The sequence below is a fragment of the Bradyrhizobium genomosp. I (2014) genome (genome assembly GCF_000261685.1).
In the GTDB taxonomy this organism is placed as follows: Bacteria; Pseudomonadota; Alphaproteobacteria; order Rhizobiales; family Xanthobacteraceae; genus Bradyrhizobium.
On sequence record NZ_AJQE01000382.1, the window covers coordinates 1 to 14340 of the forward strand.

Below are 14340 nucleotides of genomic sequence, written 5' to 3' on the forward strand. Positions count from 1 at the left end.
TTTGTTCAGACAACCGGGACCAGTTCAAGCGCTTCTGAGAGCAGAACAGGATAAGCACATCCGTGCATACCTGCGGCAGTGCCTGCATTAGCCTTTGAGGTGCTCAAATGATCTGCGACGCAAAGTGGCACGGATCGGTTCGTCGATATATCGCTTAACAAGAAAGCTAAAAGCGATTGCAACTAGAGTCATGCTTGGTACCGCTAGCGCTGCATGGATCTGCGCAACCCAACCTGCCGAAGTTCCGCCGAACAATAGCATGAGTGGAACGTAGTGGGTCATATAAAGCGGATATGAAAGATCTCCGATAAACTCGCTAAAACGGTTGATCGACGGACTCCCGATTGCATTAGCGCCCAGCCAAACAAGGAGCGGATATACGATTGTGACGATCAGGAAATCGTAGGGCTTCCAAAGGAAGGGCCAAAAAAAGGTCGCAAGCATGATAAGCGGAAGGTAATATGCTGCCCCTGGCAACAGCGGTTGCCTGCCAATACGGCAAGCAACAACGCCCGCGATAAATGAAAAACCTACCCGTACAAAGCCAATCCAGAAGGTTCTGCGGTCGAAACCGCCGTTTAGGCTTCCGAAATCGTAGCACGTGTATGCCGTTGCAACCGCGGCGAAGGCGAGCATCGCTAGCAACCATCGAAGCGATAGTTGGCGCAGACAAAGAGCAAACGTTAGGCTCGCCACATACTCGCAAAGCAATGACCAGGCGGGAGCGACAAAAGGAAAAATAGGAAAGCTGGGATCGTGGACAAATAAGTGCGGCAACAGAAGTACGCTGCAGGTGAGGAGAATAAAAAACTCCGTGACACTAAAATTGAATAACGCGGCAGCCATAGGCGCATAGAATCGTCCGATTACAACCACAACGAAGCCCAACAAGGAGCCAATTACGACGAGCGGATGCAGTCGTATCAGACGCCTTTTAATAAGTTCTGTGGGTGACAATTCTACGCGAGAAGGGTCGTAGGCAAATGCCATTACATACCCTGACAAGCAAAAGAAAAAATCTACAGCGAGATAACCGTGAGGAATCCGGTTCTGAGGACCGAACTGAAAGGGTTCATAAAAATGTAAAACGGCGACACAGATGGCAGCAATTCCCCGCATGCCGTCAAGAATGCTCAGTCGCGCGACCTCTTTGGCAGCCAGCGACCCGGGGTCTTCGGGAAAGGCGTTGGGGGGCGGTAAATTCGGGGAGGCGCAGCTGGATTTGAGCATCGCGTTCGACATGTAGGATTCTGCAATTCTATTAACGCATCTGTCGCATTTCTTTACATATACATGCATATACATGCATATACATGCATATACCGTGTGCCGCTACACGGTCTGAGCACCGTCAACTGCTAGCCCGGCCTATTCGTCAGAGGGCGGCTTTTGGGCCCGATTGATGCGGCCGCACATCTTGTCTGGCGAGGCGCACAGGATTGCCTTCGGCTTTTCACCGCCTGACGACCCGTACTTTGCAACGCGCTTGAGGGATGGGGTGGGTGAACGGGGGGCGGACGCCCCGCCGGTCAAGGACCGAGCGGCAGCAGCGCGCCTGGCAAACGGCGGATCAGGTCGGCTCGGGACATGCCGCGGCAAACGCAAGGCGAATGCGGCTCGTGGTCTCGACCACACGGGCAGCGATTTTCAAGAGACGAAGACGCAGCGTCGCGAACTCGGCAGCGGCCAATTCCCGGACTTTGGGAATCGCCTCGCGCACGGTCAGCATCAGCCAATAAGCGGCCGTATGGAGCGCGAGACGGACCTGGTTGGCGAGCGCCGAACGGCAGCTGGTGCGGTCGGAGGCGAGCTGCGTCATATGCAGCTTGATCAGATTCTCGGCTCGGCCGCGCGCGCATTGTAAGCGGCAAAGAGATCTTTCAATTACCCACACTTGACGTCGGATTTGAGCGGGGCGCCGCGGCCGAAATCTTGAATCAGTAGAATCTGTTGTGATTCGTTGTTGAGCACCTGATTCGGAAGTGCGGGGTGCTCGATGGGCTTGGTGAAGGAACGCGCGGTGGCGCGTGCTCAGCGATTGACGACCGGTATCGAGACGTGGGTTGATCGGGAAGTTGCGGGATGCGAGTTTAAGGATGAGCGGCTTGGTCGCCGGTTCTGCAAATTGCTCGCACAAATCGGGAGCGACATGGGTCAAAGCATCCCGTTGGTTTGTCAGGATTGGGCCAACACGAAGGCCGCCTATCGATTCTTCTCCAACGAGCGGGTCGACGAGGCGGATATTCTTGGCGGTCATTTCGAGGCGACGCGCGAGCGCGTAGCGGCGAGGGAGGGACCGATCCTCGTCCTCCATGACACGACGGAATTCAGCCTCAAGCGCGAGAAGCCGGATCTGATCGGCTTTACGGGCAAGACGGCAGGACGCACGCAGTGCGGCATCCTGATGCATTCGAGTCTCGCCGTGACGACCGAGGGGCTTCCGCTAGGACTGTCGGCAATCAAGTTCTGGACCCGCAAGAAGTTCAAGGGGACGACGGCGCTGAAGCGAAGGATCAATCCGACACACGGGTGCCGATCGAGCAGAAGGAGAGCATCCGCTGGCTCGAGAATTTACGGCAATCGACCGACCTTCTTGCTGCCCCTGGACGATGCGTTCATATTGGTGATCGCGAGAGCGACATCTATGAGCTGTTTTGCCTGGCCGAGGAGGTTGGAACGCATTTCCTGGTGCGAACCTGTGTTGATCGGCTTGCCGGGGACGGCAATCATACAATTGCCGACGAAATGGACGAGGTTACGATCAAGGGTCTGCATCGGATCAAGGTCAAGGACGACAAAGGCGATCCCGACGACGCCGTTCTTGAGATCAGGTATCGCAAGATACGCGTCCTGCCGCCGATCGGCAAACAGACGAAATATCCCGCACTCACTCTGACCGTGATCCATGCTCAAGAGCGGGGAAGGCCGAAGCGGCGAAAGAAAATCGAGTGGAAGCTCCTCACCGATCTCCCGGTCCAATCGCGCACGGACGCCATCGAGAAGATCGAATGGTACGCGTTGAGGTGGAAGATCGAAGTCTTCCATAAGATCCTCAAATCGGGCTGCAAAGCAGAGGACTCAAAATTGCGAACTGCTGAGCGTCTGGTCAATCTGATCGCGGTCTTCTGCATTGTGAGTTGGCGCGTGTTCTGGATGACGATGCTCAATCGCTCCTCGCCGAATGCCATACCGCAAACGGCGCTGACGGATCCCGAAATCAAGCTTCTTGATCATTTGGTGAAAGACCGGGGTGGTAATTGCTCTCGACGAAGCACGCTCTCGTACTATGTCGTCAAGATCGCGCGGCTCGGAGGATACTTGGCCCGAGCCAACGATCCGCCTCCAGGAAGTACCGTGATCTGGCGCGGACTCTCGCGGCTGAACGACATCGAACTTGGAGCCGCAATCGAGGCAACAACTATGGGTAATTGAAAGGAGTTAGCTTGCTAATGGTCTACGGCTTGAAATGGATAATCGAGCGAAGGAACTCGGGCATCTCAGGGCGCGTGGGACACGCATACTCAGTCGGTGGGGCGCCATCCTTGAAACCCAAGCCATAGCGGAAGGCGATGACGAGGTGTGCGGCATAATTCGTTAGTTCTTCAGTGCTGAATACCTGGGCTTTGGTCAGAGATCGCTTTTTCGAGCGAAGGTGAAAGACGAAGTCGTCGCCTTCATACTCCCCAGCGATAGAGTGAACGACGTTATTTCTGACGTAGTGGATGCCTTTTAGTATTGGCCTTAGTTCATCGAAAGCCTTCTGCGCTGGGGCCGGTAATTCGGAAAGCTTCGACAGCTGGTGAATCTTTTCCGCCCGCTGGTCTGCACTCAGGGTGAAAACGACTATTACTGCTTCATCATCGGTGAGGCGAAGAATGACTTTCAGGCAATTTCCCAGGATGTGCTCGATGTGGGACCAGCGCAAAGCCAGGACGCCGAGCTTGGCGTACTCAGCATCCGTGAGGGCTGGCTCAAAATTATAGGGTGTGGGGATCATGACGTCGCCCTGTTAAGACGCGGCCTTAGCCGCAAATTCGCTTTCTGGTCCATGCATGATCAGCGTTGCGCCTCTGCAAACCATCGCCCAGTTCTCGGTGCTGGAAAAGCCTGGTGCAGAAATCTTTATGGTCGCGTCGAATCTGGCGGGCGCTGGCGCGTTCTGAACGTGAACGATTCCGGCCGCAGGTTGACGGTCACCAAAGCCTCATCTGCTGGCGCGCCCCGTTATGGCGGTACAGCCCAAGCGCCAAGCGGCTTGGTTGCTGCGCGTATGAAATCGATCTACGACGGTCATTCCTCGAAAGGCCTCGATGTGAATGAGGCAACAGCAGCTATGATCAAGGAAGGGCGCAAAGCCTACCGCGACTACCATCTCGATAGGCACCGCTTTCTGCAATACGGTCAGGACGTCATTGTATTTCCTTGGTCAGGTGCACGCCTCGCTCAGACAATGGTGCTGGCTTTACGTCGAGAGGGCGCAAAGGCTTCGATCGAAAACTTTGCCGTCTTTGTCGAAAAAACATCTGCGGCCGACCTTAAGGACCTCCTGGTCGCAATCAAGGAACAAGGCCTACCTGAAACGGACGAGCTGGCGCGCGAGGCACGCCAACTTCAATCTGACCGCTTCGATCGATATCTAATTCCCTACCATCAGCGCCTGGCATTTAGCCGGCGCTTTCTTGTACGAGAGGGCTTTGCCGAGCTGATCGATGACCTGCTTGCTGCGGATGCCGTAACGGTGGGCTAGCCTCAGAGTTTGTGAACGAGTGCTGCACCGGAGCTTGACCCAACTATCCGATCCACCCCCGCGAAAACTGAGGCGCACGTCTGCTGGGCGGATGATCTTCGCCCGAGTCGGGGCGACGCAACGGCGATCAGTTGTTAATCCACGGCATCACGAGGCAGATTTGATTAGAATCATATTGGTAGCGGCTCCGCTTGTGATCACCGCGCCTGCGAATGCCGTTTACTTCACTTACTTCCGATGGGAGTCGTTACCTGCGCAGATCCGCGCTGCCTACATGGCCGGTTTCTACGACGCGCTGATTAGCGTTGCCTCTGACGAGCAAGATGCCAAGGCAGGCACGCATTATCAATTGCATTTCGAAGAGCAAAATGACAAACGTCCAGCTCGCAGACAATGTTCGCGCATTTGCTTCGACCCGTCCTAACCTTCAGACCGCAGGAGTTGGGGGAGCTCTAATCAATTATCTGATTGAGTTCTGTGGAAAGCCCCAATAGATATGAAGGTGGACCGATTGATCGCGGCGTCGATTAGAAAGATTGACCTGGATCGCCTTATCGAGGGCTATCTTGAGCACGACGATGAAGCATAAAGGCGTCTCTGAAGTCGCGCTCGGGGCACTAGTGGCTACTGCCTTCTGGTTGATAGTAGGCCTACTGGTGGGCGATCCTGCACGCTTCAAAGACTTCGCCGGCCCGGCCGCAACGGTCTTCGCTGCAATTACTGCTGGCTGGATTGCCTACCGGCTTGGTCAGAGCCAAATCGCGGTCGCCAAGGTTCAAGCGGATATCGCAGAACGAAATTGGAAAACATCGAACGAAAAGATAGTGCTTGATCTCTTTGATAAGCGGCTCGCCATTTTCGAGGAGATTAGAGGGATAGTCGGTGAGGCATGCCGTAGCGGCACCGCTCCTGACGAGCTATTCTTTCGGTACGGACGAGCGATCGATCGCGTGCCCTATTTCTTCGGCGAGGACGTTCAGAAATACCTGGAAAAGATCCGTCTGCATCTAATCAACCTAAACCTCGCCAACTCGATGATGCAAAATCTCATCGATCCGGAGCGTCCGACATGGGTCAAAAAGCGCGGAGACGAGTTCATGGCGATAACCAAGTTCTACGAAGAAGCTCCACGCCTTTTCGGACCGTACATGAAAGCCCATCAGACAGCTTAATCGCGCAGAACGCGGGCAGCCGACGGCCTCGGTGCGCTACCTGGGACGATCCTCCAGAAGATCGAGGTACATGCAGGGTCACATAGCCCTTGGCACCGTCTAGGAGCACCTTGACTTGGGTGGCAGTCGCTCCCGGTCCAAGGATGACCCCTTTCCGGCCACTGAGGCGAGGCCCTGCTGACAGGGCAACGACTATCCGGCGACCAGCAAATAGCTCGTCTTTGGCAACCAACAGAGATCTGCCGAATTCGGCAGGGTACGGTTTGTGTTCCGCGGCATCGCCCGTCATATCGCAAGTCCGTTGCTGCGGAAAGCGAGATCTAGTGCGCTACGGCTTGCGCTCGCGCTTTGGTTGCGATTGAATGATCGCCGCCAAGGGGGGCACCGGTGGCTACATTTTTGAAGGTTGTTTCGGGGGTCTATTTGTTTGTCGTGTGGCTCGTCTTTGTTGGCGCGCTTCGCACTCCAGCACCACCGACCATAGGTTCAGACCTACTATTCCACTTGGGAGTATTCCTGGCTGCGGTGTGCTTCTCGATCCCAGCTGTCATCCTGTTCGCATTCGGTCAGATGGTCGGTGAGCTTCGTTCGATCCGGCACTACTCCCGCCAGCAGGCAGAGCATCTGAAGGCGATGCGGGCGTACTACGAGCCGCATGGGGGTTAGTTAGTGCAATGCATCGCCCCCGCCGCATAGAATTCGTAGTCATCGCGCGCGGCTGCAGCTACTTCAGGGACAGATAAGGGATCATGTACGAATGACGGTTCGCCTTTTTCGTCACGCTCGTTCGCCTTTTTGGGGACTGCACCGGCAGAAAGCGCACCGACGTTCGCCTTCTGGTCATCCAACGGCTCACCATTGTTCGCCTTCTGGTCAGAAGAAGGCGAACCCACATTCGCCTCTTCGAGAAGAAGGCGATAGGCATTGACGTAGGTCCCGCCTTCCTTGACCTCGAACTTGAGGTAGCCGAACTCGGCTAACCGTCCGAGGCTCAACTGCACGCCGCGGACGCCCTTCTTCCCAAGATCTTTAGCGATGGTGGCCTGCTTGCGGCGGGCTAGATCGGTCTCGTGATCGATCGCATCGGCGATATACCAAAGCACCCGGAAGTCTTGATCGGTAATGCGTAGATCGCCATTTGCGCGCGTTAACAGATGGAGCTTTCGCCGGGTCCGGTCCTTGTCGAGAATTGCACTCACGGCCGCACCATCTTCCGCGCCAGGGCAGCGGCGAAGGCAGCTTGCATGGCGGTTCCGGATTGCGGCTCGGGAGACTGGGTGCTAAATTCGAGGCTACTGGACTTTTGATTGCGATCTGGGGCTGCCTTAGCCGAGGCGGCCCTTCGCATTTTTGGCCCACCATCCGGCGGCTTTTGATTGCCAGTGCGCGAAAAAGCGCTTGCGGATCAATCTTGCCCGAACGGGCGGTTTGCCAATCTAAGCCATTGATACCGGCTGATGTGCTTGTTCTGCTGGGATCACCAATTATTTCAATAACTTAGTCCGCATTTGTTCGTCGACATCGTGTTGCGCCTGTTGCGCAAAATTACCCGATAATTCCAGCGATTGCCAACAACTCCCGGCTGCTCGGCGCGACATGGCCCGCGACAGAAAGGGCTGTGAACAGGTCGTAGCACGCTCCCCCATTTCTCGCCGATTGTGTGCACAATTGGCGCGCGCCGAATCGGGCCGACGGGGAGGTCGAGCGCTACCGTCTTGCCGAATGGCTTCAAAAAAAGAGAGTTGACAATAATCCGCAATTAAAGGGCCGATTGACAGAAGAGTTTTAAGCGCAACAAGCGCGACCCGTTGATGAGGCCTCGATCCGCGATCTCCATCAGGGCGAGCGGCCATGCTATCGGTCGCAATGATAGGCCGTATACATGAACGCACCCGACCGATATCCAAATTGCTGCTGAAATCCCTTGCATCCGCGCGGCCGTCTATACATGAATCTCTCGATGAAGCCGTTCTGCATCGGCTTTCCCGGCGCGATGAAGTGCCAGTCGATGACCGTGTCCTTGCTCCAGGCCAGCATGGCGTTGCAGGTGAACTCGGTGCCATGGTCGGACGCGATCATTCCTGGCTTGCCGCGTCGCTCAACGATTTCCTTCAGTTCGCGGGCCACCCGCCGCCCCGGATTGACGTCTCCGGAATGGCGCCCAGGTATTCCTTAGTGACGTCGTCGACGATGTTGAGAATGCGGAAGCGCCGGCCGTTGGCGAACTGGTCGTGGACGTGCAGTCTCAGGGCGGTGTCGCTCATGCTCGCTCCATCGGGCGGCGGCGTTGCGTCGGATCGGGCCGACGGCAGCGCGCGCACGCCGCCGCCTCCTGCGCGTTCAGGCCGGCGCGCGCTGGCCTCCCCTCACAGCGTCGCTGCGGTAGCGGCTGGTCGAGGTCCGGTAGTACTGCACGCGGATGGCCGCCATGGCCTCGATCAATGGTCCCCACGGCGCGGGAAAGCGTTCTTCCGCCATCACCCGGTGCAGCATGCGCGTATGGCCGGCCAGCTCGTCGTTGAGGAACTCCACCACAGGCATAGCTGGATAGCGCTGCAGCAGCAAGATCACCGCGTTGTCGGCCTCGCCGGCCGACCTGTCCTTGTCGCATCCATGCAGATCGTTCTGCAGACGCCCTATCGCGGAGATGAGCCGCAGGACCTGGCGAAACGCCGGACGCGCGCGCAAGGTCGCCATATCCAGCCCCCACAGCAAGGACAGGCAACAGAACACGTTCGCGTAGGCGATCGAATCGATGCCGTTGTGCAGGTACTCAGCGTAGGACCAGCGTTCCGCCGCTACCGCCTGCGCGTGTCCGGCGCGCAGCGCCGCGGAGTAGCACCGGGTATCGTCGAGAAGCTGAGCATAATCGCGACGATCGTAGGCGAGCGTGGCCAGCGAAGCGCGCAGCACAGCGCAACCCTCGAATCCGGGGAGCGCGCACGGCACGCCCTGCCCCAGCGCTTGCTCCACCGCGGCGAGCTGTTCCGGCGAGATCAGGCCAAGGTCGTTGCAATCGTCGAGCCAGAACAGCAGCGCCAGTTCGCGATAGAACGTCACTATCAGCGTTTCGTCCTGCGGATCGCGACCGGTGCGGGCGCTGGTGCCGCGCAGGCTCGGGTGGATGCGCTGCAGGATGTACTGGCCGCCCCTGACCGCTTCCACGGCATGCTCGTCGGCGAATCCGGTCAGGGAACGTCCCCACTCCAGCACCTGCTGCACCGCGCGTTCAGTCTGGATCATGGCGCCGCTCCTGCCCCCTCGGCCAGGACGCGCCGCCCCCAACGAAGCGCCAGCCACAACCCGGCGAGTTCGGCCACGCGCACGACCCGAGTGGGGCAATACAGTTCCTTGCCGATCCACAGCGGCGTCTGCGGCAATCCATGCGCCGCATGGCGGGCGAGCATCCACTCCAGCGCACGCGCCACCACCTGCGCGATGCGCCGGCGCCCTGTCGCCTCTTCGCTCCCATCCATCACGTGCAACGCAAACAGCGCATAGGCGGTTTCCTCGAACGTGGACCCGCGACCCGCGCCCCAGCCACCGTCGTCGCGCTGCGCCTGCAGCAGCGCCGCCAGCGCGCGCTCATCTCGCCACTGGGGCTTGCCTTGCGCCAGCGCAGCGACCGCATGCGCGGTGGGATACAGCCACGAAACGTGCCATTTTTCGTTGTCCCATAGACCGTGCGGGTTGCGATTGGCCTCGACGTACGCGCTGGCGCCCGCGGCGGGCTTTCCCAACAGTCGCAACGCATGCAGGGCATGAATGTTGGTCGACACCGAGGCATTGCGTTCGCCGGGGAAGGTGACGAACAGCTCGCCGATTTCGAAATGGCGCAACGCATCAACCGCCGGGTCACGGCCTGCAAGGTGCAGGACGCACAACGCAACGGCGGTGTCGTCCGCATCAGCCGCGAAGTGCAAGGCCGGGCCCAGACCGTGCACGCCCAGACGGGCGTCGAGCTGCGCGACGATCACGCGAACCGCCTCCGCGAGCGCGGGATGCGCGAAAAGCCCGGCCAGATGCAGGGTGTACAGCGACCAGCATGGCTCGAACACATTGATCGGCCAGACGTTGGGAAAGACACCTTCGATGCCGCTGCGCGTCGCCCGCGATGCCATCTGCAGATACGCATCGGCGCGCCCGACCTGCGGCGTGCTCCCCCGTGTCACGGCCTGGGCACGCCACGCGGCGGTGGCCGCCGGACTGATGCCGATGCTGCCGTCGTCATCCGGGCATGCGGTGGTCGGCGACGTCCCCCAGGCTTCCCAGGAGTGTAGCAACGGATGGCCGCTCGGCAACATCGCCACCGCCCCCAGCTTGACCAGGCACGCTTGCCGCAATGGCAACAGCGCAGGATGGCGCGGAAACGCTACGCCACCCAGCAAGGATGCGGCCTCACCGCAAAACTGCGGCAGGATCAGCTCCGCGCCGATCGGCGCGTCTTCTGGCACCGCATGTGCGTAGGGATCGGGCTGGCGCTGGAGGAACCTCGTTGCAGTCTGGACTGCGTCCGCAGCTCCGGGAAGAGGATCGGCACGCTGCAATGCCAGTAACGCCGCCCACGTGGGCGCATGGCGGAACAGCGGGAAGTCCGCGCTTCCCCATCCGCCGTCGGCCTGTTGCTGCGCGATGAGCCACGCGTATGCGTCCTGCCGACCGGTGACGTTGCCGTGGAAGCGCAGCGCCTGCGCCGTGTCGTAGACGGACGGACCGACGCTGCCGCCATCGCTCATTTCGCTCAGCAGGCGGCGCAATTCGGAAAGGATATGTTCGGACAGCGCGTTCACGCGGGATGTTCCGTTTGCAGAAACGTGCGCCGCGGCGGGCAACCGCTGCGATCGGCGCCGCGGACTCGGACACAGTGCAGGATGCACTCTGCCGCCGGCCGATCGCAGCGGCACAGGGGCGACTCGATGCGGACGGGCGCGCTCATGCGCGTGGCGCGTGTTTGAACAGATACGCGTTGGCCCACTGTATGAGTTGCGCCAACCGTTCCGCACGCGGCCCCAGCGGCGCGATGGCCTCGCCGGCATCGCGCAACAGATCCAGCGCGAACTGGCGTGCTTCCTGCAGTCCCATGATCGACGCGCAGGTCGGCTTCTGCGCCGCCGCGTCCTTGCCGGGGGTCTTGCCCAGCGCCGCGGTATCCGCTGTCACGTCGAGAATGTCGTCGATCACCTGTAACGCCAGGCCGAAACAGGCGCTGTAGTGATCCAGCGCACAGTAAAGTGCAGCGTGCGCGGCATTCACGCCGACAGCGCATAGCGCGCCCATGCGAACGGACGCGCGCACTAGCGCTCCGCTCTTCATCCGGTGCATCGCCACGATCCTGTCCAGCTCGACGTGCTTTCCAACCAGCGACAGATCTATGGCCTGCCCGCCTGCGGCCCCCTCGGCGGACACCGCCTGCGCCAGTTCGCGCACGAGCGCGATAGGGGTGTCGCCCGGCGCATTCAGGCTCGCCAGGGTCAGGAAGGCGTGCGCCTGCAGCGCATCGCCGACCAGGATCGCGGTGGCTTCGCCGAACTTGACGTGCACGGTCGGAAGGCCGCGGCGAAGCACGTCGTCGTCCATCGCGGGCAGATCGTCGTGGACCAACGTACAGGCGTGCATCATCTCGATGGCGGCACCGACGTCATCGAGCATGTGCGCCGGCGTGTCGGCCAGTGCGCCGGCAGCCAAACAGAGCAAGGCGCGGGTGCGCTTGCCGCCATGCAAGGTGGCGTAGCGCATCGCCGCCATCAGCTCGGTCTCACCGTCGTCTTCGGCGCAGAGAAGACGCGCCAGCGCCTCTTCGACCCGCTTTGCGCCGTCCTGCATCCAGATCTCGGGCAGCAGCCTGCCGGATGCGCCGCGCGCCTGCGCGCCCAATATGCCGTTCGCGGAAACGCCAGCTCGGTCGTCGTGTGGCGTGGAACCAGTCTGCATGTTGTTCATGTCCTTGTACCTGCCAGGAGACGGCCACGGCGAGCGGCGAGCCGCCGCGGTGTTGCCGGCCTCGCACCGAGCGCGCGCGCCGAGTGCAGCAATGCCGCGCGTCGCCGGCGCCGCTGCCTCACCACACGGGGCATGCGATGCCAGCTCATGAGAATCCGATGCGGATAGTCATGGACGGATGTGCGGTCGGGTAATAGCGCCGGCCTTTTTCGACGCCGCTCAGCAACCGCGGCCGCACCCCGGCCTCGTGCATGGTCAGCGCCAAGGCGATACAGAACTGCACCAGTTCCAGCCATACCAGGTGGTAGCCCATGCAGAAGTGTGGGCCGGTACCGAACTGCAGCATGTCCACCGGCCGGATCGGCTCGGTGCGTTGAAGCCACCGCGCCAGCCGAAACTGATCAGGCGCCTCGTGCAGCAGCGCCGAGGTCGAGAAATGCAGCAGCGGGATGCACAGATCGGTGCCCGTAGGAATGCGCTGTTGGCCGAGTCGCAATTCACGCAGTGCGCGACGCACTAGGAGCGGCGTCGCCGGATGCACGCGCAGCGTCTCGCGGAACAGCGCCTCGGCGACCGGACACTGCGCCAGGTCCGCGTGCCGAGTCGGCACCGCGCCTACGCGTTGCGCCTCCTCGACCAGGGCGTCCCACAGCCCAGGCTGCCGCGCTAGCTCGATCACCATCCAGGCCATCGTCGAGGCGGTGGTGTCGTGACCACCAAGCAGCAGCAAGCGAATATTGGCGACCAGGACGTCATCGGAAAGCGCATCGTCGCTGCGATCGAAGGCGCTCACCATGTCGTTGATCAACCCGGTGCGCGAGGCATGTTCGCGCGCGGCGCGGACGAACTCGCGCAACCGCGCATCGATCCAGTCGCGGGCGGCGCGGCCCCGCCGCAAGGGCAGTCCGGGCAGGTCGACCGGGGGCGCGACGATCAACTGCAGCAGTTGCCGGTACTTGCGATGCCATCCCGGCAGGTCCTGCGCGGGGATTCCCATGAGACTGAAGATGAGCTTGAGCATTAGATCGCCGGTTTCGCGCAGGATGGTGACGTCGCCCCGTTCCCGCCACCTCTGCACGCGCGCCCGGATGACGGGCGCGAACAGCTCGCCGATGCCGGCCAGGGTCAGCCCCTTGGGCAGAAGCGCCGCCTGGATCGCATCGCGCGCCTGCCGGTGCGCGATGCCGTCCTGGGCGACCAACGTTCCGCCAAACAATTCGGGCGCGATGTCTTCGATCAGCGCCGAGGACACGTCCTTGTGCCGGAGCAGTGCGAGAGCATCCGGATCCAGACTGGTCATCAGGTGTCCGGCAGGGCCGAAATCTAGCCAGAAGTGGCTGCCCAGCGTCCGTTCCGCACGCCGCAGCAGGCGCGGCAGGTCGCAGACGACGGCGGGAAGATGCCCGACCAAGGGAAAAGCGCCGGGCACGACCGGGATGTCGTGCCGCAGCCGATGCCGACGGTTCAGCGGGTTGAGCAGCATGTCCATCAGCAGCGCGGCGCCGCGTCCGCTTCTGCGGTCTCGCCGGCAGGCCGCGCGGCGCGGCTGTTGCCACCGTCGGCGTATGTCGGCACATGCGCCAGCATGCCGCCGTCGATGCACACGACCTGGCCAGTGATGAACGCAGCATCGTCGGAGAGCAGGAACGCCACCAGCGCGGCCACGTCCTCGGGGCGGCCGACGCGCGGCAGGAGCTGGTGACGGCGCAGATGGGTTTGCATGCACGCGTCCAGCTTGGCGAGGAGTCGCTCGGTCATGATGAGACCCGGCGCAACCGCATTGCAGCGGATCTGCGCATGACCGTACTGGGTGGCAAGTGAGGACGACAGCATGTTCATCGCCGCCTTCGACGCGGCGTAGGATGTCAGTGCGGTGTCACCACTGAGCCCCTGGCACGACGACATGTTGACGATCGCGCCACCGCCGCGGGCGATCATCCGGGGGATGGCCTGCCGGCAGCAGAGCAGCGTGCCACGCAGATTGGTCGCCATGGTCTGATCCCAGACCGCTAGCTCCAGCTCGAGGATCGCGCGGTCGCGCGGGGTCAGATGCATCGCGCTCGCGTTGTTCACCAGCAGGTCGACCCCGCCGAAGTGCCGCTCCGCCGTCTCGAACAGCGCTGCCACCGCCTGCGCATCGGCGATGTCGATCGCCAGGGCGAGCGCGTGGCCCGCTTCGGCCGCGATCTGCGCGGTGCAGGCGATAGCCGCCGAGCCATCAATGTCGGCCACCACCACTCTGCCGCCCTCGCGCGCGATGGCGAGGGCGCATGCCTTGCCGATGCCGGCGCCGGCGCCGGTCACCACGGCCACTTTGCCTTCAAACCGTCCCATCGTGTCATCCTAGATTGTGCTGGTCTTTCGCGGCATGCCGCTCGGCCTCCGCTGGAGAAGGCGCAGGGTCGGCGCTGGCGCGCTCGCCATCGCCAGCGTCGCTTTCGATGACCCGAATGGCGGCGACCGGGCACTGGCTGGCCGCGA

The 14340-nt window shown here is 61.1% G+C and carries 11 protein-coding genes and 4 pseudogenes; 4 read left to right on the forward strand and 11 right to left on the reverse strand.

Annotated features, from left to right (window positions below):
* Positions 1-87 precede the first annotated feature (87 nt).
* Positions 88-1242 carry an acyltransferase family protein gene (locus IC50_RS33575; RefSeq protein ID WP_231088510.1) on the reverse strand — a complete coding sequence of 385 codons (1155 nt, stop codon included), beginning with the start codon at positions 1240-1242 and terminating at the stop codon, positions 88-90.
* Positions 1243-1529: 287 nt separating this feature from the next.
* Positions 1530-1864, reverse strand: a pseudogene (locus IC50_RS33580) (transposase); the annotation flags it as partial.
* A gap of 132 nt (positions 1865-1996) precedes the next feature.
* Here IC50_RS33580 and IC50_RS43435 point away from each other — a divergent pair.
* Positions 1997-2170, forward strand: a pseudogene (locus tag IC50_RS43435) (IS4/Tn5 family transposase DNA-binding protein); the annotation flags it as partial.
* 221 nt (positions 2171-2391) lie between these two features.
* Positions 2392-3432 (forward strand): IS4 family transposase, encoded by a 1041-nt coding sequence (locus tag IC50_RS39565; protein ID WP_224516920.1) that lies wholly within the window; start codon positions 2392-2394, stop codon positions 3430-3432.
* Positions 3433-3454: 22 nt separating this feature from the next.
* On the opposite strand, the gene IC50_RS33590 is transcribed toward IC50_RS39565, so the two are convergent.
* On the reverse strand, positions 3455-3997 hold the full coding sequence (locus tag IC50_RS33590; RefSeq protein WP_018647455.1) for a hypothetical protein: 543 nt from the start codon (positions 3995-3997) through the stop codon (positions 3455-3457).
* A gap of 168 nt (positions 3998-4165) precedes the next feature.
* Here IC50_RS33590 and IC50_RS41695 point away from each other — a divergent pair, with 168 nt between their 5' ends.
* Complete coding sequence (locus IC50_RS41695) at positions 4166-4747, forward strand: hypothetical protein (protein WP_131234259.1); 582 nt, start codon at positions 4166-4168, stop codon at positions 4745-4747.
* Between the two features lie 566 nt (positions 4748-5313).
* A complete protein-coding gene (locus IC50_RS33605; RefSeq protein WP_131234258.1) occupies positions 5314-5919 on the forward strand; it encodes a hypothetical protein in 606 nt (201 codons plus the stop codon).
* Positions 5920-6581: 662 nt separating this feature from the next.
* On the opposite strand, the gene IC50_RS33615 is transcribed toward IC50_RS33605, so the two are convergent.
* The 8 genes and pseudogenes from IC50_RS33615 to IC50_RS43440 form a co-directional block, all read right to left on the reverse strand.
* Entirely contained in the window at positions 6582-7118 is a 537-nt protein-coding gene (locus IC50_RS33615; RefSeq protein WP_018647449.1) for a helix-turn-helix domain-containing protein, read from the reverse strand.
* Between the two features lie 751 nt (positions 7119-7869).
* Positions 7870-8156, reverse strand: a pseudogene (locus IC50_RS39570) (DDE-type integrase/transposase/recombinase); the annotation flags it as partial.
* Positions 8157-8259: 103 nt separating this feature from the next.
* The gene (locus IC50_RS33630; protein WP_011084944.1) at positions 8260-9162 is read right to left on the reverse strand and encodes a terpene synthase family protein; all 903 of its coding nucleotides are present in this window, start codon (positions 9160-9162) and stop codon (positions 8260-8262) included.
* Complete coding sequence (locus tag IC50_RS33635; RefSeq protein ID WP_026312707.1) at positions 9159-10709, reverse strand: hypothetical protein; 1551 nt, start codon at positions 10707-10709, stop codon at positions 9159-9161. Before IC50_RS33635 ends, IC50_RS33630 begins: the two co-directional genes overlap by 4 nt.
* Before the next feature lie 142 nt (positions 10710-10851).
* On the reverse strand, positions 10852-11850 hold the full coding sequence (locus tag IC50_RS33640) for a polyprenyl synthetase family protein (protein WP_026312706.1): 999 nt from the start codon (positions 11848-11850) through the stop codon (positions 10852-10854).
* Between the two features lie 154 nt (positions 11851-12004).
* Complete coding sequence (locus tag IC50_RS33645) at positions 12005-13348, reverse strand: cytochrome P450 (protein ID WP_018647447.1); 1344 nt, start codon at positions 13346-13348, stop codon at positions 12005-12007.
* Positions 13348-14193 carry an SDR family oxidoreductase gene (locus IC50_RS33650; RefSeq protein WP_011084940.1) on the reverse strand — a complete coding sequence of 282 codons (846 nt, stop codon included), beginning with the start codon at positions 14191-14193 and terminating at the stop codon, positions 13348-13350. Before IC50_RS33650 ends, IC50_RS33645 begins: the two co-directional genes overlap by 1 nt.
* Positions 14194-14197: 4 nt before the next feature.
* Positions 14198-14340, reverse strand: a pseudogene (locus IC50_RS43440) (ferredoxin); the annotation flags it as partial.

Excerpts from the sequence above, each read along its gene's own strand:
- IC50_RS33575 (WP_231088510.1), bottom strand. The coding sequence starts at position 1,242 with ATGTCGAACGCGATGCTCAAATCCAGCTGCGCCTCCCCGAATTTACCG.
- IC50_RS33590 (WP_018647455.1), bottom strand. The coding sequence starts at position 3,997 with ATGATCCCCACACCCTATAATTTTGAGCCAGCCCTCACGGATGCTGAG.
- IC50_RS33630 (WP_011084944.1), bottom strand. The coding sequence starts at position 9,162 with ATGATCCAGACTGAACGCGCGGTGCAGCAGGTGCTGGAGTGGGGACGT.
- IC50_RS33640 (WP_026312706.1), bottom strand. The coding sequence starts at position 11,850 with ATGCAGACTGGTTCCACGCCACACGACGACCGAGCTGGCGTTTCCGCG.
- IC50_RS33645 (WP_018647447.1), bottom strand. The coding sequence starts at position 13,348 with ATGGACATGCTGCTCAACCCGCTGAACCGTCGGCATCGGCTGCGGCAC.
- IC50_RS33650 (WP_011084940.1), bottom strand. The coding sequence starts at position 14,193 with ATGGGACGGTTTGAAGGCAAAGTGGCCGTGGTGACCGGCGCCGGCGCC.